The sequence below is a fragment of the Betaproteobacteria bacterium genome, from assembly GCA_016713305.1.
GTDB lineage: Bacteria > Pseudomonadota > Gammaproteobacteria > Burkholderiales.
Genome location: JADJPK010000031.1, coordinates 253,646 through 277,773, shown reverse-complemented (window position 1 = coordinate 277,773; position 24,128 = coordinate 253,646). Strand labels below are relative to the sequence as shown.

General features: G+C 66.0%; 11 protein-coding genes. 3 read left to right on the top strand and 8 right to left on the bottom strand.

Translation table 11 applies throughout. The annotated features are described in order from the left end of the window. Position 1: 1 nt before the first annotated feature. The 5 genes from IPK20_22795 to IPK20_22775 form a co-directional block, all read right to left on the bottom strand. Entirely contained in the window at positions 2-415 is a 414-nt protein-coding gene (locus IPK20_22795; GenBank protein MBK8019216.1) for a hypothetical protein, read from the bottom strand. Positions 416-457: 42 nt separating this feature from the next. Next, positions 458-1,150, bottom strand: coding sequence for a hypothetical protein (locus IPK20_22790; protein MBK8019215.1), 693 nt, complete (start codon positions 1,148-1,150; stop codon positions 458-460). Between the two features lie 86 nt (positions 1,151-1,236). Beyond that, a complete protein-coding gene (locus IPK20_22785; protein ID MBK8019214.1) occupies positions 1,237-1,644 on the bottom strand; it encodes a hypothetical protein in 408 nt (135 codons plus the stop codon). Further along, complete coding sequence (locus tag IPK20_22780; protein MBK8019213.1) at positions 1,641-2,579, bottom strand: alpha/beta fold hydrolase; 939 nt, start codon at positions 2,577-2,579, stop codon at positions 1,641-1,643. The genes IPK20_22785 and IPK20_22780 overlap by 4 nt, the downstream gene beginning before the upstream one ends. Then, on the bottom strand, positions 2,576-3,334 hold the full coding sequence (locus tag IPK20_22775; protein MBK8019212.1) for an SDR family oxidoreductase: 759 nt from the start codon (positions 3,332-3,334) through the stop codon (positions 2,576-2,578). The genes IPK20_22780 and IPK20_22775 overlap by 4 nt, the downstream gene beginning before the upstream one ends. 139 nt (positions 3,335-3,473) lie before the next feature. Between IPK20_22775 and IPK20_22770 the strand changes: the two genes are divergently transcribed. Then, positions 3,474-4,397 (top strand): LysR family transcriptional regulator, encoded by a 924-nt coding sequence (locus IPK20_22770; protein MBK8019211.1) that lies wholly within the window; start codon positions 3,474-3,476, stop codon positions 4,395-4,397. A gap of 114 nt (positions 4,398-4,511) precedes the next feature. Here the strand turns inward: IPK20_22770 and IPK20_22765 are convergent, their stop codons facing one another. From IPK20_22765 to IPK20_22755, 3 genes are all read right to left on the bottom strand, one after another. Then, positions 4,512-5,414, bottom strand: a complete 903-nt coding sequence (locus IPK20_22765; protein MBK8019210.1) for a hypothetical protein — start codon at positions 5,412-5,414, stop codon at positions 4,512-4,514. A gap of 154 nt (positions 5,415-5,568) precedes the next feature. Next, complete coding sequence (locus tag IPK20_22760) at positions 5,569-6,081, bottom strand: hypothetical protein (GenBank protein MBK8019209.1); 513 nt, start codon at positions 6,079-6,081, stop codon at positions 5,569-5,571. Continuing rightward, positions 6,054-6,872: an efflux RND transporter periplasmic adaptor subunit gene (locus IPK20_22755; protein ID MBK8019208.1), complete on the bottom strand. Its 819-nt coding sequence runs from the start codon at positions 6,870-6,872 to the stop codon at positions 6,054-6,056. The genes IPK20_22760 and IPK20_22755 overlap by 28 nt, the downstream gene beginning before the upstream one ends. Positions 6,873-7,466: 594 nt before the next feature. On the opposite strand from IPK20_22755, the gene IPK20_22750 reads away from it, so the two are divergent. Together IPK20_22750 and IPK20_22745 are read left to right on the top strand one after the other, a co-directional pair. After that, complete coding sequence (locus tag IPK20_22750; protein ID MBK8019207.1) at positions 7,467-16,190, top strand: exo-alpha-sialidase; 8,724 nt, start codon at positions 7,467-7,469, stop codon at positions 16,188-16,190. Positions 16,191-17,893: 1,703 nt separating this feature from the next. Beyond that, a complete protein-coding gene (locus IPK20_22745; GenBank protein ID MBK8019206.1) occupies positions 17,894-24,037 on the top strand; it encodes a hypothetical protein in 6,144 nt (2,047 codons plus the stop codon). Positions 24,038-24,128: the final 91 nt, after the last annotated feature.

Below are 24,128 nucleotides of genomic sequence, written 5' to 3'. Positions count from 1 at the left end.
ATCAGTCGAACTTCACGCCCACATCCTGGGTCGTGAGGTCCAGTTCCTTCAGCAGATCGAGCACCAGCGGCTTCACGAACAATCCCGTTTTCGACGTGTACTCGAGGAACTCGAACGTATGCTGCCACGGCTCCCGCTCGGCCTTGCCCTCGCGGATCATGCGGCAGAACTCCTTCTCGAAGCTGCTGTAACCGAACTGGTGGACGTCCACCACGCCCAGCAACGGAATGAGCCGGTGATTGGTGACGATGGGGCTCTGATTGCGGTCCTGGATGAGCCCCCACTCCACGACCTGCCGCTTGATCTCCGCTTCCTCCAGATCCCACGCGTAGAGCGGAAAGAGCAGGCGCGGAACATCGATGTCCGCGCGTGTCTGCCCTCGCCACCAGAGGTTGCGCTCGTCGGCATCGAACATGTCTTCCAGCTTGAGTCCTGCCGTGTCGGTACGCGGACGGCGTTAGGTCTCGCGCGGCGACTCGAAGTGCTGCAGTCCCAATCCGTTCTCCACCTGATAGCGCGAGTACCCGCAGACGATGAGCGGGATGCCTTTCTCGGCTGCCAGGTTGCGCGCCGAGTCGAGCATGAATTCGCCGTCGCTGAAATCGACGGTGCCGTAACTGCCTTCGGCATTGAGGTGCGTGACTGCGTAGCGGAAAAGCTTCACGTAGAACTCGCGCCGCGGCCGGATGAAGACGTGATCGATGTTGAGCCGGGGAAGGATCTCGTCGATGTTTCTCTTCGCAACGGGACTCATGAAGCTGTTGTCCACCGTGCACGCGAGCAGCCGCAGGCGCGGATGCTCGTTCTTCATGCGCTGGGCGAGATAGGTGCTGTCCTTGCCGCCGCTGAACATGAGCAGCGCGTCGTAGCTGCCGCTTCCCGTTCCCTGGGCCGCAGCGAGGATCTGCGCAAGTTCTGCCTCCACGGCGGGATTGCGTGCGCGTTTCGGCGGCTGCCCCTGGGCGTTGATCCGCTCGCACTCGCTGCAGATGCCGGAGGCGTTCAGCGGCAGCATCCTTTCGGACGCACCGCACTGGGTGCATCGCCGATGCAGGCGGCTGCCGACGAACTTGCGCTGCCAGGGCCAGATGTTGCGGACGTACGATTCGAACTGCCTGGCGGTCTTGACGGGATCGACTTCCTTGGCCACGGCGCTCTCCTTGGCGATGGGTTCGTGTGTGGGCCGATGCGCGCCGGAGGATAGCCTATCGAGCAGGCTTCCCGTGAGCCCGAATCCTATGACGCTGTCAGAGCCGGGATCCGGTAGAGGCCGCCCGTGCGGTCGAGGTCTTCCACGGTCCATGGAGCACCCACGCCCTCGAACACCCAGCGCAGGATCTCCCACAGATCGCGGTCGACGAGCGTGTCGTCGAGCGGTTCCAGCGCATCGACGACGGCGTGGATCTCCACGCCGCTCGGAAACGGCTCGCCGCTGCGGCCCACGAAGACGAACATGTAGTGCCGATCGTCGGCCGTGACGAATCCAGGCGCCGAGAGCCCCGTGCGGTCGAGATCGAACTGCCGGGCGAAGAACTCGCGGAACTCGGGGTAGTGGCCCAGCCGGTCCTCCACCAGCACGGGCGAGCATCGCTTGTCCTCGAGCGGCAGGGAATCCGCGATGCGGACGAAAGGAGCGGGTGTCACGCGCGTTCCCCCTTCTTCACACGATCCAGGAACGATACGATCAGCGCGGCGATTTCCGGACCCGAATCTTCCTGCAGGAAATGCCGTCCAGTTACAAGGTGCGGTCCCTCCGCGTGCGGCAGCATCTTCTTGAAGCGGGTGGCGAACGTCCCGTGATCGAAGACGTCGTCCTCTCTTCCCCAGACGATCATGGCGGGCCACCGGCTCTGCGACAGTTCTCGCTCGAGCCACTGGAAGCGCGCATGCCCCCGGGCCGTTTCATCGAGCGGAATCCAGCGCGGCCAGGCCCAGGTGAGCAGGCGGTCCGCAGGATCGGGCAGCACGGCCTCGTAGGCCGCCTGGGCACGGGACTGGAATCGCTTTCGATCCACGACCGAGAGATACATGCCGCGTCCGCACAACGCGGCGTGGCGTCCGAGCAGGTACGGTCCAGCCAGCGGTGCATGCATCGTCCGCCAGGGAAAGACGCGCGTGTGGAATTCGGCGGGCGGAGCCGGCCACGCCCACGTGCTCATGATGACGAGCGCGCGGATGCGCTCAGGATTGGACAGCGCCGCGCCGAGCCCCGTAGGCCCGCCCCAGTCGTGGCAGACCATCGTCGCCCGGCGCAGGTCCAGTTGCCGCATGAGCCCCGCGAGATCGGCGATGTGGCCATCCAGGCTGTGGGCGTGCTCCCGGGGTGGCTTCTCCGACAGGCCGAAGCCGATCATGTCCGGCACGATGACCCGGTGGCCGGCCGCGACGAGCGGGCCGATGAATTCCCGGTAGAGGAACCCCCAGGTCGGATTGCCGTGCAGCAGCACGACGGGATCGCCGGCACCCTCGTCCACGTAGTGCATGCGACAGCCGTTCACGCGTGCGAAGCGCGGCGTGAACGGCCATTGGGAGCGTATGTGATCGGGCAGGTTCTGCGGGCCCGCCGGCGTGCCTGTCATTGAGCGGTGAAACCTCCGTCCACGAGAATCGATTGCCCCGTGATGAACGAGGCGCCGGGCGAACAAAGGAACAAGACGGTCTGCGCGATCTCCCCGGGCACACCGACTCGACCCATCGGATGCATGGCCGCGAAGCCTGCCGCCATCTCTTCGCTGCCGCCGACGAAGCGATCCATCATGTCGGTCTTGACCGCGCCGGGCGCCACGACATTGATCCTGATTCCCGATTTTGCCTGCTCGAGAGCCGCGGAGCGAGTCAGACCGATGACCGCATGCTTGCTGGCCGAGTAGACCGCCGCTCCCGGAAACGCGATGTGCCCGACGATGGAAGAATTGTTGACGATCGCCCCGCCGCCGCTTTTCAGGATCGCCGGGATCTCGTGTTTCATGGCGAGCATCGTTCCCTTCACGTTCGTGCCGAAGACGTCGTCGAAGTTCTGTTCCGTCTCTTCCGTCACGAACCGGCCGTGGCCTTCCGTGCCTGCGTTGTTGAACGCAAAGTCCAGGCGGCCCTTCCAGCCGAACGCTCTTTCGACGAGATGGGCGATCGACGCCTCGCTGCGTATGTCCGCCGCCACGAAGATCGCCTCGCCGCCGGCCTGTTCGATCGTTCTCACAGTCTCGTTTCCTTCCGTTTCCCGCCGGCCGGCGACGACCACTGACGTGCCCTCCCGGGCAAACGCGATTGCCGTCGCCCTGCCGATGCCCGAGCCTGCGCCCGTGACCAACGCCACCCTGCCTTCGAATCCGTTCATGTCCTCTCCTCGAGAGAGACGGGGGTTTGCCCGGAGGATCCGGGCGCATTCCCGTGCCGTCGTGGGGAGGACTGTAGAAGGATGACTCTGGCGTGATAATCCTGGCTCCTGGCAATCTTTGAGTGACGGAGGGTCACAGATGGCGGGCCTCGGGCTGGACAATCTCACGGGTGTGCTCGCCTTCGTCCGGGCTGCGGAGGCTCGAAGTTTCACGACCGCAGCACGGATGCTGGGCATTTCGCCCTCCGGCGTCAGCAAGGCGGTGACCCGGCTCGAGACGAAGTTCGCGGTTCGGTTGCTTCATCGCACTTCCCGCAGTGTCACCCTCACGCCGGAGGGCGTCTCGTTCTACGAGCGATGTCGTCAGATCGTGCTGGACCTGGAGGATGCGGAACAGTCCCTGAGCTCCGTACACCTTGCGCCCCGGGGCCGCCTGCGGCTCACCATGCCGGTATCCGTGGGCCGTCTGCAAGTCGCTGGCTTGGTCCCGGAGTTCCTCGCGCGATATCCGGAGGTGACCATCGAAGCCAGTGCCACCGATCGGCTTGTGGACCTGATCGAGGAAGGCTTCGATGTCGCCATCCGTCTCGGCGAGCCGCCGGACTCCCGTCTCGTGGCGCGCCGGTTGATCGGAGGGACCCTCGTGACCTGTGCTTCCCCGGCGTACCTGAGCACGCACGGTCGTCCGGCCGTCCCGGAGGATCTCGCCCGCCATGAATGCACCCGCTTCGTGGTCCCCAGCCGCGGTGTTCTTCGCGAGTGGTTGTTCCAGCGGGATGGGCAGACGTTCCCGGTGCCGGTGTCGGGGCGCCTCACCTTCGATCACGCCGAGTGTCTGGTCGAAGCGGCGTGCGCGGGTTGCGGGATCATCCAGATCTCCAGCTACGTCACGGGCGATGCCATCCGGCGGGGATCGCTCGAACCGGTCCTGGCCGGGTACCGGGTCCAGAGCCCGGCGCTATGGGTGCTCTATCCGCAGAATCGCCACGCCACGCCGCGCGTGCGGGCGTTCGTGGACTTCCTGGTGCAGGCGGCCGCCGATGGACGCTTCCTGGGCCCCTGAGGTTTGCCGGGGCATCGAGGATCGCAGGGACGGAGGCGCGCAGAGAACTTCCCCAGTACCCCGGTCAGAGCCCGAAGCGGGCGAGCGAACGGATCACCGACCGCTTCTCCCCGGTCAGGAGCCCTTCGGTTCGGGCAGTGCCGCCATGCCGGAGATGCGGATCGATTCCGCCGCCGCCGGCAAGAGATCCGGCACGGGGAGGGCGGACGCAAGGGATTCGAACCATCGTGTGACCGTCGCATTGGCGCGCTCGCCTTGGAGTTCCCCCAGGAAAAGTAGCGGCTCGGGAATGACGTCGAGCGGAACGTCAATCGTCACGCCCGCGTCCAGGCTGCGGATGCCGTTTGCGTAGCCGGTGGCAAACGCGAACGCGACGACCTGCTTGAAGATCTGCACCTCGAATCCGCTTTCCGTCAGCCGGTAAGGAAAGCGGAAGGTCAGCGAGCCGAAGTCGAAGGACAGCCTGCCGTCATCGGACTGCGGACTCGCGCCCGGGCAGCCACAGGCCTCGTCGAACTCCTCGATGTCCGGATAGCCGTCGTGCCGGTTGGTCGCCTCGTGCAGCGTCTTCGTCCACCTGGTTTCCCAGACATCGGGATGGAACAGCCGGCGCTTGAGCCTCGAATAGGCGATCTCGTATTCGCGGGTCAGTTCGTAGATGGTCAGGGTGAACCGTCCGCACTTGGGCGCGGTGTAGGGAAAGGTCTTGGTCACGGTCACGCCGCGGTTCCAGTTCACTTCCCGGCCGATGGTTTCCTCCACTTGCGCCTTGAGACTCAGTACTCCGGCGGTGCCAAGAGTGCTCTCGATGACGCCTTTCAGGTTGTAGGCGCTCTTCTCGCTGAGGCCTTCGGACTTCGCGATCTGGCAACTGCCGGCTGCGCCGCATCGCGCCGTGGTACTGGCGTCGATGTCCTCCCAGCGTTCGTAGATGTCGACGTCCACGCGGGAGCGTCCGGAGTCGAGCGTCTGGAAGAATCGTCCGACGCGTCGCCGGCCTGCGAAATATGCGGTCATGGAATCCTCCTCTGGAGACGCCGCGCCATCGGGCTACGTGGCCGATGCGGGCGTCGGCAATGCGCCATGCAGGGGTCGCCGCCGTACCGTTCGCCATCGCGCAACGGCAGTCACGGTGCGGAAGGACGGTGGCGGCGATCCCGCCCGTTCCGTCCTACATCTCGTGCGTTTCCGTCCTGCGTCTCAGCGGCGACGGGCGGTCGGCGGGCGGTGGCGGCGAAACCGGAGGCTCCGCGGCGGGAGGTGCCGGCGGCACGGGGTCGGCGCGCGAGCGCGCGGCTCGCACGATCAGCCGCACCTTGCTGACCGCTTCACCCTTGCGGTTGTCGAACACCACGTAGTAGTTGCCGGCGCTGGGCAGCGTCACGGAGAACGACATGGCGCGTTCGACGGGTGCGGTGAACAGCGGCTCCGTCACGTCCGGATAGCGCTTGGCGTCCTCCTCGCCGATGAGGGACAGGAGGATGCGGGAAGAGGCCTGGACCGCGATCGCCAGCTGGGCGTCCTTCGGCACGTTGCGCAGCCGGAGCGTCTTGTGGACGCCGGGCGGGACGTCGGCCGTGATGCGCGCCTGGCCCGTCTGGGCAAGCGCGCGGGAACTCCACGTCCCCGCGATCAGGCAGGCGCAGGCGGAGAAGACTACTTTCCGTCGAAGGCGATCTTGCACTTGGCACCTGCCGGAATCGCCAGTCCGGGATTGGGCAGTTCCAGGCGGACGCCGAACGTGCCGCTCGCCGCGTCGATGACCGAATCCACCGTGATCACGGTTGCCTTGAAGCGTCCGTTGGGGGCCTCCGGCCGGACCGTCGCCCGAGCGCCCTTGCGGATCCTGCCGAAGTGCGTCGCCGGGATCACGACTTCCACGTGCAGCGGGTTGACTTCCGCCAACCGGAGGATCGGATCCTTCACGTTCGAAGTGGCGAAGCTGCCGGAGGACATGTACCGCTCCACCACCACGCCGTCGAACGGCGCACGGATGGTGCGAAGCTTCAGCACTTCCTCGGACCTCTGCAGTTCCAGTTCGTTGAGGCGGCGGTTCTCGCGGGCTTCCCGCAATTCCGATTCGGCCAGTTCGCGCTGCGTCCGGGCCTCGTCGAGCGCGCCGGCGGAGACGAAGTTCTGCTTGAACAGCTCGACCGTCCTCTGCTCCTTCTTGGCGGCGAAGTCGAGCCGGGATTCGGCGGCCCTGAGCGGGCCCTCCATCGTGGCCTTGGACCGGGCCAGTTCCACGGCCGCGCGCTCCGCGCCGGATTCCAGATTCACCAGGACCGTGCCCTTTCGGACCATGTCGCCGCGGCGCACCAGGACCTGCTCGATCAACCCTTCGACCGGGCTGCGGATCTCCACGGTGTCGCGCGCCTCGATGAGGCAGTCGTAGTCTTCGGCCGCCATGGCGGTGCTGCATTGCAGAAGGCAGAGAGCCGCCAGGTACTTCGGATCACGCAGGGCGAAGAGCATTGAAATAAGAGATCAGTAAGAGATTCGATCGCGGGTGCGGACGATTCTGGACATAAGCCGCAACAATGTAAAGGTAAGAAAACTCGACAGGTTTTCGCCGCGAAATGAACGTTGTTCAGCGATAGACAAGCGGCACCGGCGAGAGTATTTTTCATCCCGTCGTGAGGAGACCATTCCTATCGGCGCCCCCGGCGCCACCCTCGCGCGCAACAAAACAAAGAATCAAGCAGTTGCCCTGAGGCGAATCGTTCCGTTCCCCGGTCCTTCCCTCGTGGTGCTGCTTCTGCGCGGCGCATGCGACGCGCAGACATGCTCGCTCGGAAGGGGTGATTTCGCGCGGGCTGGTGCCGGTTCTCCGGCGAGGGTGGCCCGCCACGCCCGTGTCTGCAGCACGGGCTCACCCGTTGCGGGTTGCTCGACCCCGGCCGATCCGGCTTTGGCTGTGATGAAGCCGCCGCAGATCGCGGCAAGGGGTCGGCTATGCTCGGGCGAAACGCATTCAATCGGTTCTTCCATGGTCGCCGCGCGACCGCTCAACGTAGAACCCCGATCCCCTTCCGCCGAAAGGCGTTCTTCGAGGCGCTGGAGCCGCGGGTGCTGCTCTCGGCAGACCTCCCGGGGGGGGCTGTTCCCGAAATCCTCCGCAACAATGCGCCGGACACGACGGCACCGATCACGGTCAACATCAACCCCGGCCCTGCCTCGGTCGATCCCAACATCGCCACGCCGGCCGGATGGCTCGACACCCCCGAGCGCGTCTGGACCGTCTCGGGCAGCGTCGACGGTGGCCTCACCGGGGGCGACAACGATCGCGACACCTTCATCATCGGGCCCGATGCCACGGTCAGCGGCCTGATCGACGGCGGCGCGGGCGGATTCGATTCGCTGGTCATCGCGGAGCGGCGCGTCACCATCGCCATCTTCGATGCCACAGGTCCGTCCTCCGGGACGGTGCGTCTGGACGACCAGACGATCGCCTACGCCAACATGGAGCCGCTGCCTGACAACACCATCGCGCCGGACAAGGTGTTGAACCTGGCGACCGCGGGTGCAGACACGTTCCGGGTATTCGATGGCGTCACCGTGGGCACGCTGCTCATCGACAGCCTCAACGGAACCTTCGAGGACCACACGCTGCGCGAGCCGCAGCAGAACCTGCTCATCAACGCGAACGCGGGCGACGACGTCATCAATTTCGATGCGCTGCTGTTCGACAGCCGCATCGTGATCGACGGTGGAGAAGGCAACGACACGGTGGACGTGAGCGGCCGGGCCGTGTCGATGACGGCTGTACGCCAGTCCGACGGCACGATTCTTCTGGTCGAAGGCACCGGGCCGGCGGTGGAGCTGCGCAACGTGGAAACGGTCCTCGGGGCCTCGTTCACGTTGACCGCGAACGGTGTTCCGAACTGGGTGGAGCAAGGGCCAGGCGGCATCGGCAACGCGGCCGGTTTCCCGCTGTTCCGCGGCCAGCCCTGGGCGGGCGCCATCCAGGCGATCGCGGATCATCCGCTCAATTCCAACATCCTCTTCGTCGGCACGGTGAACGGCGGCGTCTGGCGCTCCACCGATGCGGGCGCCACGTGGTCCACGACGACCGACCAGTTCCCGTCGCTGGCGATCGGCGCTCTGGCCGTCAGCACCCACGACAACACCGGCGCGCTCGTCACGGCGGCGACTCCCGTGGAGAAGCTGGTCGTCTATGCCGGCACCGGCCAGTTCAGCAACCAGTACACGGGCGGCCAGAGCGTCGGCCTCATGCGTTCGGTCAACGGCGGCGCCACCTGGGAACTGATCACGCCGCCCGACATGGCGGGCCTGCCCATCGCATCCATCGTGGCGACGCGCGACGGCGCACAGGACGTCGTCGTCGTCGGCACCATCGCCAATTCCGTCACGTCGCGCGACGACACCGGTGCTCTGCAGACGCGCGTCGCCCGTGCTGGCGGCGTCTTCCGCAGCACCGATGGCGGGCAGACCTTCACCAAGTCCGAGATCGTCGCCGCGCCCGCGCAGCCGGGTGTCTATCACTTCCCCGTCAGTTCCGTGACGTCCATCGTCCAGGATCCGGGCAATCTCTCGCGCCTTTACAGGGGGGTGGTGGGCGGGGGTGTCTACCAGTCGGACAACGCCGGCGCCACGTGGACCAACATCAACGGCACGCTCGGTGTCGCCGCGGATGGCGTCGACAACGATGCCTATCTGGGCGTCGACAATCCGGAGGAAGGAGCCGCCGGGGCTGCCCGCATCGTGCTGTCCGTGCGCGAGAACCGCACCGCCAACGACAACCCGGTCTATGCCGCGCTCATCGGCACGACCGACTGGCTGATGGGCGTATGGCGCAAGGCTCCGGCCAGTGCCAACTGGGCGCTCGTCGGCACCAATCCGCCCCCGCGCGATCCGATGTATGCGGAAGACGTCTCCATGTCGGGCGGGGCCGCAGTGGACATCGTGGCGGGCGCGAGCCCCACGATCACCCGCAAGGACGCGGGTGGCAGCTTCGTCACCGATGGCTTCGTCGCCAACCGCGAGATCGCCGTCACGCTCCCGGGCGGCACCGCGACGCTCTACCGCGTGACGGCCGTCACGGCCACCACCCTCACGCTCGCCGCCGGTTCCAACATCGCGGCCGGCGCCGGCGTGGCGGGCGCCGTGATCAACCAGGTCTCCCGCACGCCCATCCAGATCAGCGGCAACCCGACCCTCACCATCGCTTCCGGTGGGACCGCGGGCGTCATCACGATCACCCGGCCCGCAGGCGCGGGGACCTGGGGTGCGGACGGGTTCATGCCCGGCCACCTCGCCACGGTGTCCGGCACGGTCAACAACAACGGCCGCTACTTCGTGACCGCCGCCACCCCCACGGTGCTGACGCTTCGATCGATCAGCAACACACCTGCGGCGTTCGTCGCGGAGCCCGCACCCGCGGCGGGAATCGTCATCACCGGTGCACTGGCCATTCCCTCCACGCCCGGCAACGTTCAGCCGCAGGTGCACGTGGGCCAGCAGGGACAGCGCAATTTCGCTCTCGCCGTGGACGCAGCGGAAAACGTGTTCATCGGCGGAGACACGGCGCAACTCGGCACGAACCTGTTCTGGTGGGACAACCGTGCGGCGCCCAACGGGCAGGTCTGGCGTCCCGTCATGCCGACCGGGACGCACCCCGATGCGCGCGTGATCACCTTCGACAGCACGGGCCGCATCCTTCAGAGCGATGACGGCGGCGTCTATCGCATGCCCAATCCCGCGACCACGGCGCCGGCCACGGCCCGGACCGCCTTCACGTTCGCCAACGGCGCTTCCTCGACCATCACCCGCACGGTCGCGAGCGGCAGTTTTGTCACCGATGGATTCCAGGCCGGCATGCGGTTGTTCATCCGCAATGCGCAGGACAACGGCACGCTGGCCAACGTGAACTTCGGTCAGTACACCATCGCGTCGGTCACGGCCCAGACGATCACGCTGGCTGCCGGAGACTCGCTCAGCTCGGCGCTCATCGGGACGTTCACGGTGACCCTCGAGGGCATCCGCTGGGAAGTGCTCAACAACGGCATTCGCGCCGTCGAAGTGCTCTCCGCAGCGTACGACCCGTTGAACAACATCGTCTTCATCGGGACGCAGGACAACGGGATCGCGGAGCAGCCCGGCGCCGTCAACGGCACGGACGATGACGGTGACGGTTTCGTCGACGAGGCGGACGAGCGCTTCGCGTGGGATGAGGTGGTGGTCTTCCGGCGTTCGGGCGACGGCAACACGGCGCTCGCGGTGCCCATCAACACCGACGCCGACCCGGCCTTCGAGCAGGTGCGCCGTTACACGATGGGCAACAGTTTCGAAACGCTCGGATTCCGCCTCTTCGACGCCACCGGCAACATGGTCGCCGGGTCCAACCACCACGTGGGGCTCACAGCCGCCACGACCGACACGGTCAATGTGGCGGTCAATGCCGGGACGGGCGTGCTGACCAGCGCGGCGGCACACGGCTTCTCGAATGGCGACGTGGTCTGGGTCGACAGCACCGGCAACCTTCCGGGCGGCGCCACAGGCGCCGGAAGCTACTTCGTGGTGGGCGTCACTGCAGCGAGCCCCACCACGTTCCAGCTCGCCAACTCCAACGGCGGAACACCCGTCACCTTCACCAATGCCGGCACGGGCCAGGTGTCGGTCACGAACCGCTTCACGGCGCTGTCTACGCGCGACACGAATCTCATCGGCTCGTTCATCGAGTATCCGTACACCGTGAACACGGTGGACTCCTCGCGGATGCTGCTGGGGATCACTCGTCTGTACGAAAGCACGAACATCGGCACGGGCGGCGCAACGCTCTACGACGGTCTTGATACCGTGCAGCGCCTGTCGCTGCCGGCAGCCGGCACGAACAACGGCGGCGTGTTCAGTTCGGTGGTGTACGGCGGCCGCAAGGGCGGGACCAACAACGCCGACTTCATCGCCGCATCGCGCGGCAACGAGGTGCTGGTCCGCACGGCCCGCACCGGGGCAGGAGGGGTCGCCGCGGACTTCACCACGCTCACCATTGGCGGGGCGACGTCCATCGAGGACATCGCGGTCGATCCGGAAGATCACGACGTGATCTTCGCGGCCACCGACACCGGAGTCTGGCGGCGCACCACCGGCAATGATTGGGTACTCGTGTCGCAGCGGATGAACAATCCGGACGTGCGCAGCGTCGAGACCACGCGGATGGGCGGGCACCTGATTCTGCTGGCCGGCGGAGCGGCGGGAACCTATCGCGCCATCGATCCTGCTCCCGGCGGCATCTGGACGGAATTCGGCAACGGGCTGCCCAACGCCCTGGTGTTCGACCTCGATCTCACGGAACGCACGGCGGCGGCTTTCGGTGCCGCCAACGAAGGCGACGTGCTGCTCGCGGGAACACAAGGCCGTGGCGCCTGGACCGTGATGGGGGCGGAGTCTTTCCTCACCCAGCCGTCCACGCTGCGCATCGACGGCGGCACCGGAGACGACGAGTTCGTCATCCGCCGCAGCCCCACCAACGCTTCGCAGGTCGAAGTTCGTGTGGGGCTGACAGGCGAACTGGTCTACTCGGCGTCCATCGACACCCTGCAGAAGATCGAGGTCTTCGGCAACGGTGGCAACGATACCCTGACGGTCGACAGCACGAACGGACCGCTCAGCCTGCCCGAAGGCATTCATTTCGATGGTGGCGCCGGTGCCGGCAACCGGCTGGTGCTCGAAGGCCAGGCCCGCGAAAGCAAGACGGTGACGGTGGATGGCGCCCGGACGACCATCAAGTCCTACGACTCGCGATTCAGCCGCGCCCAGAGTGTGACGTACGAGAACGTCACGGCGGCCAACGTGCAGGACAACGTCGCGGCCGCGACGGAGAGCGAGAAATTCGGTGCCGGTCTCAACTTCCTGTTCAACTACCTCGACGCTTCCGGCGACGGCGCGTGGGACGAGATCGCGCTGGTCGGCAATTCCCTGCCGCGCGCGCTCCAGGGACGCAGCACGGCGACCAACGCACCCGCGGGCACCGATGCGCCGGGAGACGGCACTTCGGCGGGCAGCATCGCGACCGACGCGGTCCTGAGCGGTTTCCGCCGGCTGATCGAGGAAGGCCCCAACGGATTCACGCTGGCCTCCATCCCCGGGCTCACGGCGACCCAGTTGCAGCAGAAGCTCGACGCACTGGACACGACGGACGGCAACGTCACGATGACCTCGTCGGCGGGCAACACGCGCTTCGACGCGACGATCGTCCGCCGCCTGGAGGGCCAGGCCGACATCGACATCCTGACGTCGCAGCTCGGCGGCATCGTGGACCTGTCGGGCAAGCTCACCATCGGTGCGGAAGTCACGCTGCGCGTCGTGTTCGGCGTGGATGCGGATGGCTTCTACATCGACACGACCGGCGGCAACACCCGCATGACCGTGCGCGACATCGGCATCGAGGGCGATCTCAACGCCTCCGGCCGCATCGGCTTCCTCGATGTCACCCTCGCGGATGCCTCGCTCGAGGTGGATCCCGCGCTGCGCCTGGACGTGGTCCTCAAGGACAATGCCGGCGGCGACGAGAAGCTTCGCATCGCCGATCTCGACAGCGCCATCGGCACGCCGTCCGCTCTGGAGCAGACGCTGGATTTCACGGTCGCCGGTTCGGCGGCGGATGACATCTCCGTCACGGTGGATGCCCGCGTGGCCGCAGTGCTTCCCGGCGATGCGCCGCCCTTCGACCTGGGCTCGGCGGATGTCACGTTCACCTGGGGCAGCATCACCGATCTGTCGACGATCGAGATGACGGCCAGCGCCCGCGCGGCGCCGACCCTGATCGACTCCCTCCGCGTGGGTGCGCAGCAGGTGCTGGACCAGATCCGGTCCCTGACCGATTTCTCGGTGACGTTCAACGGCAAGGAAGTGCCGCTCCTGCAGGACTCGCTCGATGCCATCGTCGACATCGCGAACTTCATCCAGACGAACATCATCGATCCCATCGGCACCGCCTCCGGCCAGGTGCGTTTCGGTTCGATCCAGGAGCTCATCGCCAATCTGGCCGAGGAACTGGGGGTGCAGGCGGACGCACTGGGGCTGAACTTCGACAGCGCCACGAAGGAACTCACCTGGGATCTCGCCTTCACCCAGCAGCTGTTCTCGGCGGAGGCGCTGGATCTCGGTTTCGATCTCGAGGCAGGTCTCGCCGATCTCAGCTTCTCGTCGGACGCCTCCGTGACCGGAGAGCTCGACTTTCACGTGGGCGTGGGCATCGACTTCGACAATCTGCTCGCCACGCCTGCCGATCCCACTGAGTGGATGTTCATCCGCGATCCGTCCGTGGCGGCGGAACTCATCCTCAGTGCGGAGAACCTCGATGCGGAAGCCCGGTTCGGCTTCCTCTCCGTGGGCGTCGTGGACGGATCGATCACCGCGAATCCGACCTTCACGCTGTCCCTGGCCGAACCTGGCAGCGGCAACGCCAACGGGCGCATCGACTTCTCCGAACTGCTCGACGCGCTCGGAACGGCCAACCTCGCCTTCAGCGGCTCGGCCGAGGTGGTGCTGCCGATCAGCGCGCCGTTCATCGGCCTCGTGGCCAGCCCGTCCACGGCCATCACGCTCAACTGGACCAATCTCGCCGATCCGAACACGATCGACGTCGACATTCCTTCGTCCCTGACCGACCTGTCCCGCTTCACGAACATGAACGCAGGAACCCTCGTGAGCCTGCTCGCGCAGATCACGGGCTGGCTGTCGGATCTCAAGAATACCGATGCCTTCAGCGTCGACGTTCCCCTGGTCGGTGACGTCGTACGGGGAGCGCTCGAACTCGGCGACCTCATCCAGAAGGCGCTGATGTACGACGACAACGGCACGGCGGACACGCTGGACGACGACACCGCCAAGCTGGTCGACAAGGACAACAATCCCCGCTTCAACACGGCACAGCAGCTTGCCGAACGGCTGGTGGAGATTCTCGGCGCCGGCAGTCCGGTCACCTGGGATGCGGCCCGCGAATCCATCGTCGTCGATCTCTCCCTGCAGCGGACCTTCGCGCAGATCGACACCCCGCTCGATTTCAACATCGATCTCGGCGCGATCGGCGATGTGACGGGTGACGGTGCGCTCAAACTGTCTGCCGACGGCGAACTGGGCATTCGCCTGGGGATCTACCTGGGCGAGGAAGGCTACGTCACCCTGTCGGAGTCGACGCTCCTGTCGTCCCTGAAAGGCGGCGCGATCACCTTCAACAAGGACCGCGTGATCGCAGCCCCGGAGGAAGTGAAGAACTCCTACGGCCAGCTGACCGACGACGCCAAGTTCAAGCTGAACATCAACGGCGCCGCGTCGGACGTCGAGGTCACGGTGACCAAGGCCGCCGCCGAGACGAACCAGACCATCGATGATCTTCTTGTCGACATCAATGCCGCGCTGGCGGCCGCGGGCGTCGCCAGCCAGGTGCAGGCCGCGAAGGACGGCAACCGTGTCGTTCTCAATGCACAGGGCGGCGTCACCGCTCTGAAGTACAAGTCCGCCAGCAGTGCCGCCGCGCAGTTGGGCTTCGCCACGAACCAGACGGGCGATACCGTCGAGGGACAGCTGCGCGTGCGCGCCCAGTCCGAACTCATCGGCAGGCCCGGACGCCTGTCGGGCGATGCGACGTTCACGGTCGCGATGAACAGCGTCAACGGCGGCTCGCCGGTGACGGTCACCGTGCCCAAGTCCGAGACGCCGGCGAACATGAGCATCCTGGACGTCGTGAACGACGTGCAGAACGCCATCGACAATGTCGAAGTGGGCGGCGTGCAGATCCTCAAGAACAAGGTGGTGGTCGGTTCCGAGGGACGCCGCCTCACGTTCACGGCCAAGGAACCGGGCACGACCAGCTTCGTCATCAACGCCAGCGGAGTCGCCGTATCCGAACTCGGTCTTGGCACGGCCAATACCGGCAGCCCCGCCGATATCGTCATCACCACGCGGGATGGCGTGCGCCGCGAGGTGAACTTCGATGCGCTCACCGATACCGCGACGCTCGGTGACGTCATCAATGCGATCGAGAGCCAGACAGGCGGCCGTGTCCAGGTCGAGTTCACCGACGAGAATTCGCGCTTGCGACTGCGCGACACGTCACCCTCCGGATCGGCAGTGTTCCGGATCGACAACGCCATTGGTTCCAACGCGGCGAGTCTGCTCGGCATCCTCGGCTCCGACGTGGTGGATCCGGACGATCCGGACGAAACGCCGGACCACATCATCGACAGCGCGCCCCTCGGAGGCGTCGACATTCTCGACCGGCTGTTCATCGAGGACGCACACGCGCGGGCAGGCTTCGAGATCGACACGCCCGACGCTTACGTCATCACTGCCGCCAACGAGGTCGCCGGCGGCAGCGGGTCAGCTCACGGCGGACGCACAGTTCACCATCACCAGCAATTCGTTGAACGGCGGTGCGGGCGTCGCCGTCTCGGTGTCGGTTGCGGACACGGCCGCCAACGCGAACATGGCGGACATCGTGACCGACGTCCAGGCCGCCATCGACAACGTCGAGGTGGGGGGCGTCAAGATCCTCCAAGGGCAAGGTCTTCGTCGGCGATGACGGCGAGCGCCTCATCTTCCGCAACGAGGCCGAAGGAACCACATCGTTCACGATCACCGCATCCGGTACCGCCGTGTCGGAACTGGGTCTGGCGCCCACAGGCACGGGCGAAGCGGAGGGCGTCGTGCTCGCCGCGAAGTTCGGTTTCGTGGGCGTCTCGCTCAAGGGCGATGGCCACCTCGAAGGCGAGATCCGCATGGATCTGCAGGATCCCGGCACCAGCCGGGCCGACGGCAAGATCACGTTGAAGGAGCTGATCGATGGTCTGGACGACATCGACACCCTCATCGACGCGCCCGAGGTGAACGGCAACGGCAACCTCACCTTCAGCGTCGACCTGGAGCCGTCGTTCGGCCTCATCCAGACCGGGGCCGAGCCGACCGTCACCGTGGACATCACGGACATCGGCGACCCGTTCGATGGCCAGGCGCCCGTGATCAGCATCACGACGTCCGGGTTCGATCAGCTGGGCAACTTCGACGACATCGGTTTTGCCGACGTGCTGGAAGCGTTGCGAAGCCTCGTCGACTTCCTGCAGGAGTTCGAGGAGTTCGGCTTCCTGAACGAGCAGATCCCGCTCATCAATGTGAGCGTCAACGACATGCTCGGCTACGCCGACGAATTCGCCGCGGCGCTGGACCAGGTGGAGGCGAATCCTGCAGGCACGGTGCAGTTCCTCGAGCAGAAGTTGAAGGAAGCCTTCAACATGCCTCAGGACAGCGACGTCCTGGGGCTGTCCCTCATCGAGGACGGCACGGACACCTTCCTGCGCTTCGATCTCACGTTCAAGCCCGGCTTCTCCGAATCCCTGCCCATCGGGTTCGAACTGCCTACACAGGCCTTCGAACTGTCCGGGGGCGCAGATTTGCGCACGCAGGGCAATCTCGACCTCACGCTGGCGTTCGGTCTCAATCTCGCCGACCCGACCGAGATCGTCGTGTTCGGCGACACGGGCATCCAGGGGCACATCGATGCGGGAGCTGAAGACATCTCCTTCGCCATCGGCCTGGGCGATCCCGACGGCGGGCCCTTCATCGGCGGCAAGATCGTCGGCGGCAGCCTGGGCATCGAAGGCAACTTCGGTCTCACGCTGAAGGACTCCGCGCTGACAGGCAGCACCGACGAATCCAAGCGCATTCTGCTCACCGACCTCTTGTCCGATCTCGGTGGCTCGGTCGACGTGGGCATGAGCATCGACGTCGACGGCACCCTGCCCGTGTACTTCCCCACCGAGAGCCTGTACCGCGGCGACATCGTGATCGGCGGCCACCTCTCCGCGTCCATCGACGACGGCCTCGTCATCGGTGGCACTGCCGGTCCCTCCGCCGATCAGTTCATTTACGTCGCGCCCGAGATCCTCACGTTCGATTTCAGCCAGTTCAGCGCGATGGACAACCTGCTGCTGATCATCGACGGGGTCGACGGCTTCCTCGCGCTGCTGCAGGACTTCCTGGATGGCGAGGTGGCGGGGCTCAAGATGCCGCTCATAGGCGACAAGCTCTCCAGTGCGGCCACATTTATCGAGGACTTCCGCGAGAGCTTCATCGACGAGCTGCGCAACGTCGTGGAGACGGCCAACGACCCGTCGGCCAACTTCATCTCCGTCAAGCTGTACGAGCTGCTGCACGACACCATCCAGATCAACGGCCAGGGCATCCTGGGGGACCGCAACGAGGACGGCGAGATCACCGTCGAGGACATCGGGCTCAACACCAATATCGACGAGCCGGGCGTGCCGCTGCGCGAGATCTTCATGGACTGGGACATCCAGCTCGGCGGCAACCTGGTCACGGCCGGCACGGGCATCGACTTCGACCTCGGCATTCCCGGCCTCGGCCTGGAGACGCGTGGCGCGATCGAAGTGAGCGTGGACTAGGAAGTCAACTTCGGCTTCGGCATAGGCGGCGGCAAGGGGTTCTATCTGAAGCTGGACAACCCCGACGAACTGCGCATGGACATCGACGTGACGCTGCCTGGCGCGGGCATCACCGGGACGCTGGGTTTCCTGCAGGTCGATGCCTCGGACAACGGCAACACGGGTCTGGGCGCGAGCATCGCAGTTGACCTGTACACGACGACCGGCGAAGACGAGCGGGTAGGCATCACGGACTTCGGCAACATCCGGCTCAATGCCGGCGTGGCCGCCGAGGCGAACGTCGATCTGGGCCTGGAGCTGCGTCTCAACAACGAGCTGATTCCCAACGCCGAATCCGCATTCCCCAAGCTGCAGGCCGACTTCGTCCTCGAGTGGGCGATCGGTGACCGCGACGCGGGAGAGTTCGTCAGCTTCAGCGCGATCGGCGATTCGATCCAGGAAGGCCTGAAGCTGGTCGAGTTCCGCAACATCGGCATGGACATGGGAACGTTCATCTCCCAGTACGTGCAGCCGATCGTGAAGGAAGTGCAGAAGATCACCGAGCCGCTGCAGCCGCTCATCGATGCGCTGACCACGCCGATCCCCGTGATCTCCGATCTCGCCGGCAAGCCGATGACGCTCATCGACATCGCCCAGGCGATCACCCCGCCCGAGAAGTTCAACGTGGGGCTGATCCGCGACATCGCGGGCTTCATCACGCTGATCAACAACATCCCGACCGACACCGATACGCTGTTCATCCCGTTCGGCGGCTTCAAGGTCTACGACATCAACAACCCGAACCTGCGCGGCAACCTGTCGAGCAGGAACAGCACGGTGCGGCAGACCCTCACGCCCACCAACACGTCGTCGTACGACTTCAACCAGACGATGTCGCAGCTGCAGGCCTCCAATCCGGGCGCCAGCCGGACGACCACGTTCACGAAGAATCTGGGCAACCAGACCTTCGGCCAGATGATCTCCTTCCCGATCATCACCGATCCGGGCCCGATCTTCGGCCTGCTGATGGGCAACGACGTCACGCTGGTGCGGATCGACCCGCAGCCGCTGCTGTTCGACTTCCGCTACTCGCAGTTCTTCCCCATCTGGGGTCCGCTGGGCGCCGCCATCGAGGGGCGCTTCAATGTCGCCATCGACTTCGCCTTCGGCTACGACACGCTGGGCATCAAGCGCTTCTTCGACGGCGGCTTCAAGAATCCGCTGTCGCTGATCGACGGCTTCTTCATCGATGACCTCAACACGAGCGGCGTCGACATTCCCGAGGTCCACTTCGGCGGCGGCATCACCGCGTCGGCGGAAATCAATCTGGGCGTGGCCAAGGCCGGCGTGGGCGGCGGGATCTTCTTCACCGTCGACTTCAACCTGCACGACCCGGACGAGGACGGCAAGATCCGGCTGTACGAACTGGCCACGAACTTCCTCAACGAATTCAAGTACGGCGAGCCGGCGCTGTCGCCGCTGGCGGTGTTCGACGTGACCGGCAGGATATTCGCCAAGCTCTTCGCCTACCTCAAGATCGACCTCCTGCTGTTCTCGGTGGACAAGGAATTCAACATCACCCCCGAGATCACCATCGTGGACTTCGACATCCCGTTCACGCGGATCCCGACGCTGGCCACGGAACTGCCGGACGGCGTGCTTCAGCTCAACATGGGCAAGTACTCCAAGGACCGCCTGGAGGGCAACGAGAACGACATCGCCGAGCAGTTCTTCGTCAAGCAGTCCGGCGCGGGCAAGGTCAAGGTGTGGGCCCCGAACCTGGGCGTCACCGAGTCCATGGCGCAGGAGTACGACGTCGACTCGCGCATCATCGCGCTGGGCGGCGAGGGCGACGACATCATCGACCTGTCCCAGGTCACGGACACGAACATCGTGGCCGAGGTGGAAGGCGGCACGGGCAACGACATCATCCGTCTCGGTGCCGGCCGCGGCATCGTCAAGGGCGGCGACGGTGACGACACCATCGAAGGCAGCGACCTCGCGGACATCATCTATGGCGAGGGCGGCGCCGACAAGATCAGCGGCAAGGGCGGCAACGACTTCATCGCCGCCGACAAGGCGCGGCTCGACAAGGAGGAAGTCGTCCTCTCGGCCGGAGCGAGCCTGGCTGACGGCGCCGACATCGTCGATGGCGGCGCGGGCGACGACATCATCATCGGCGGTGGCGGCGCCGACGTGATCGGCGGCGACGCCGATCCGGGCACGGCCCCGGGGGCCGATACGCCGGCCGGCAACGACGTGATCTTCGCCGATGGCGTGGTGTTCACGCTGACCGCGGCGGGAGACTTCTTCAGCTTCGATCCTGCCACCGTCAAGGACACGAACAAGGGCGCGAGCGGCGGTGCGGACATCGTCTTCGGCAACGGCGGCAACGACCGCATCTGGGGCGGCAAGGGCGACGACACCATCCAGGGCAATACAGGCGACGACACCATCTTCGGCGAGGACGGCTTCGACACGCTCCAGGGCAACGACGGCGCGGACACGATCGACGGCGGCAAGCAGGACAACACCATCCTCGGCGGTGCGGGCAACGACACGCTGATCGGTGGCGACAACAAGGACTTCATCCGTGGCAACACGGGACAGGACACCATCCGCGGCGGTGCGGGATCGGACGAGATCTATGGGGACGAGGAAGACGACACCATCTTCGGCGAATCCGACGCCGACAAGATCTACGGCGGCGGCGGTGCCGACATCATCGACGGCGGCGCTGGCAACAACCTCATCTTCGGCGACGACAAGGACGGCGAGAACACCGGGACGGCGGGTGGCGACACCATCACGACGCTGAACGACAGCAACACCATCCACGGCCAGGACGGCGACGACGTCATCACGTCGGGCGACGGTCTCGATCTCATCTTCGGTGACGCCGGCAACGACACGATTCAGGCAGGCGGCGGCAAGGATCTGGTCTTCGGCGGCGTCGGGAACGACATCATCCGCACGGGGGCGGGCAACGACCGTGTCCTCGGCGAGGACGGAAACGACACGGTCTTCGGTGACGCCGGAATCGACGAGATCCTGGGGGGCCTGGGCAACGACCTGCTGTACGGCGGCATCGGCGAGGCCGGCGGCGACACGGGGGCGAACTCCATCGATGGCGGGCTCGGAGACGATCAGATCTGGGGCGATCTCGGAAACGACACGATCCTGGGCGACGACGGTTCCGACACCATTCACGGTCTGGCGGGCAACGACGACATCGACGGCGGCGACGACCTCGACCACATCTTCGGCGACGGCGGCGACGACCGGATCATCGGCGGCTTCGGCAACGACGATCTGCATGGCGGCGGCGGCCAGGACATCATCTGGGGCGGCTTCGAGAAAGTCGGCCGCGCCAACTTCGACCTCAACGTCTCGTCCAACTTCATCAATCCCTTCGCGTTCGATCTGAACGAGGCGAGATTCGACACCGGCTTCGTCCCGCCGCGCATCAACGCGGTGGCCCTGGACAACCTGTCCGTGGACGGCGACCTCGCCGACGGCCAGGATTCCCTTCACGGCGACGGCGGCATCGACTTCCTGTTCGGCGGCTTCGATACCGACGATCTCTTCGGCGGCGACGATTCGGACTACCTGGACGGCGGCGTCAGCGATGCCATCGTCCGTGGCCAACGTGGCCACGACGTCATCCGTGGCGGCGGCAACAACGACACGCTGTTCGGCGGCACCGGCATCGACCAGCTCTACGGCGACAGCGGCGCAGACTTCCTCTACGGCGATGCCGGCCGGGACAACGACGCGGGCGTCACCGTCAACGGGATCGGCGGCGACCAGTCGGCCGTCAACGGCCAGCAGGCCGGCCAGCGGCTCTACGGCGGCGACGGCGTCGACCGCCTGCACGCCTACTCGGATGTGCGGCTCATCGACGGCGACGCGGCGATTGCCGCCGAGACCGCCCGCATCGGCGACGAACTCCATGGCGGGTCGGGCAACGACCTGCTGTTCGGCAACCTGCGCCAGGACACGCTGCTGGGCGACGACGGCAACGACTACCTGCACGGCGACCGTCTGGCGGGACCCGTCTACGGCGACAGCGTGCTGGCGGACATCATCGGCGGCAGCGATCTGCTGTTCGGTGGTTCGGGCCAGGACCAGCTCTTCGGCGGCGGCGGCGACGACGACCTGTGGGGCGGCGCCGACGGCGACCGCATCAAGGGCCAGAACGGCATCGACAGGCTCTACGGCGGCGGCGGCATCGACCTGCTGCTCATGGACGTGGAGACGGAATACGACCCGCTGCCCGCGGGTGTGAACGAGGTCTTCGACGGCCACTTCGGCAACGACTTCGAGAACGACGTTCTCGACGACAACGCGACCGACATTCTCGAGATCAAGGGCAGCAACGAGTACGACACGATCCTGCTGGGTCAGCTCGCCGACGGACGGCTGCACGTGGATTACACGCGGGAGAACCCGGTTCTCTCCACGTTCCGCCGCGACTTCTACACGGCCGTGTGGCTCGACGCAGACGGCAATCCGTTGGTCGAGCAGTTCCAGGTGGAAGGGCAGGGCGGCAACGACACCATCGCCTTCCGGGATGCCGATGCCGTGGTCAACGGCACTCAGGTCCTCAAGCTCGACCTGTCCCTGCTGGCCGCGCGCAGCGACGATTTCGTGGGCGTCTTCGATGGCGGCCCCGGCAACGACACACTGATCGGCGGCGCCGCACGTGACCGCCTGGATGGCGGCACCGGCGACGACACGATGTACGGCTTCGGCGGAGACGACCGCCTCTGGGGCGGCGTGGGCTCCACCAGCGACGTCGACTATCTCTACGGCGGTCAGGGCAACGACGACGCCATCGGCGGATCGGGGCGCAATTTCCTGTTCGCATGGTCCCGCGATCCGAAGGCGGGCGGACAGTTCGGCGTGTACGTCGATGCGCAGGGCGGCCTGCACGACAACGACGGCGATCTGGACAATGACGGCCGGCTGGATTCCGATGCCACCAAGACGCCTTACGTGCTGGAAGACACGGGCCTCAACCGCATGCTCGGTTCGGCGGAAGACGACGAGCTGTACGGCGGCACGGGCGTCGATTTCATGTTCGGCAACGGGGGCAACGACAAGCTGTTCCGCGCCGACGGCACGCTGTTCGAATCGCTCGACGGCGGCCTGCTGGGCAACGACTGGAAGGAATACGCGAAGCAGAACTCCAAGGTCTGGTACGTGGCGGGCACCAACGCCAACGACGAGATCGCCGTCGACTACGTGACCGAGCCGGGGCTGCTCAGCGACTACCACCTCGTCACCCGTCTCACCAACAACAACGGCGCCTCCACGTTCGCCGCGCAGGTCCGCCTGGACGCGCAGGGCACGGACTCCAACGGAAACCCGACGTGGGATGCCACGGACGTGGTGATCGACACGGGCGACCTGGATGCGCAGGCCGCGGCCATCGACGTCAACAGCACCGACCGCACGCTGGCGCTGGAGGCAATCAACTTCCTCTCCACCAACCTGGCGAACCAGATCCTGGGCGGCGAGGGCGACTACGACGTGATCCTCATCGATTCCCTGGGCGGCGACGACCGGGTGTCGGTCGGTCCGACGGTCCAGAAGACGGTCTGGGTGGACGCGGGAGACGGCGACGACACGGTGCTCATGCGTTCCGGCCAGGCCATCCTGGTGGACGCCGCCGACCGCGACAAGCGCAACGACGTCCGGGGCTTGGCCCAGTCGCTGGGCACGGGGCCGCTCACGCAGAACACGACGGTCCAGGGGCTCACCATCGACAACCCGCTGGACGCCGACTGGTTCCGGTTCTCGCTGGCCTCGGCCGCGGGCGCGGGTGCTCGCGTCCGCCTCAACAGCGCCTCGTCGCTCGACGGTCTGGGCATGGCGCTCTACGATGCCTCGGGCAACGAGGTGGGCACCGGCCCGGTGTCCCTGCAACTGCAGCAGGACATCCTCGATGCCACGAGCGGCAACGACTCGTTCACCGACGCCTTCGCCCTGCCGGACGTGCGCGGGCTCGCGCGCGTGGACGGACTCACGCTGCACAACGCCGCCGATGAGGACTTCTTCCGCTTCACGCTCGCCACCGGGGGCGCTGAAGACGACCAGCTGGGGCTCGTCAAGGCCTCTGCGACCGACGATCTTCGTCTGGAGATCTACAACGCTGCCGGCATCAAGGTGCTCGACGGTGCTGCAGCCGGGCACGCCCGACCCGACCCAGACGGCGAATGCCATCGATCCGGATGATCCCGGCGCACCGTCCGCGCCCGTCGATGTGCTCTATCTCGGCACGGCCGTACTCAATCTCTCCGGGCGACAGCAGAGCGTGCTGTCGCTC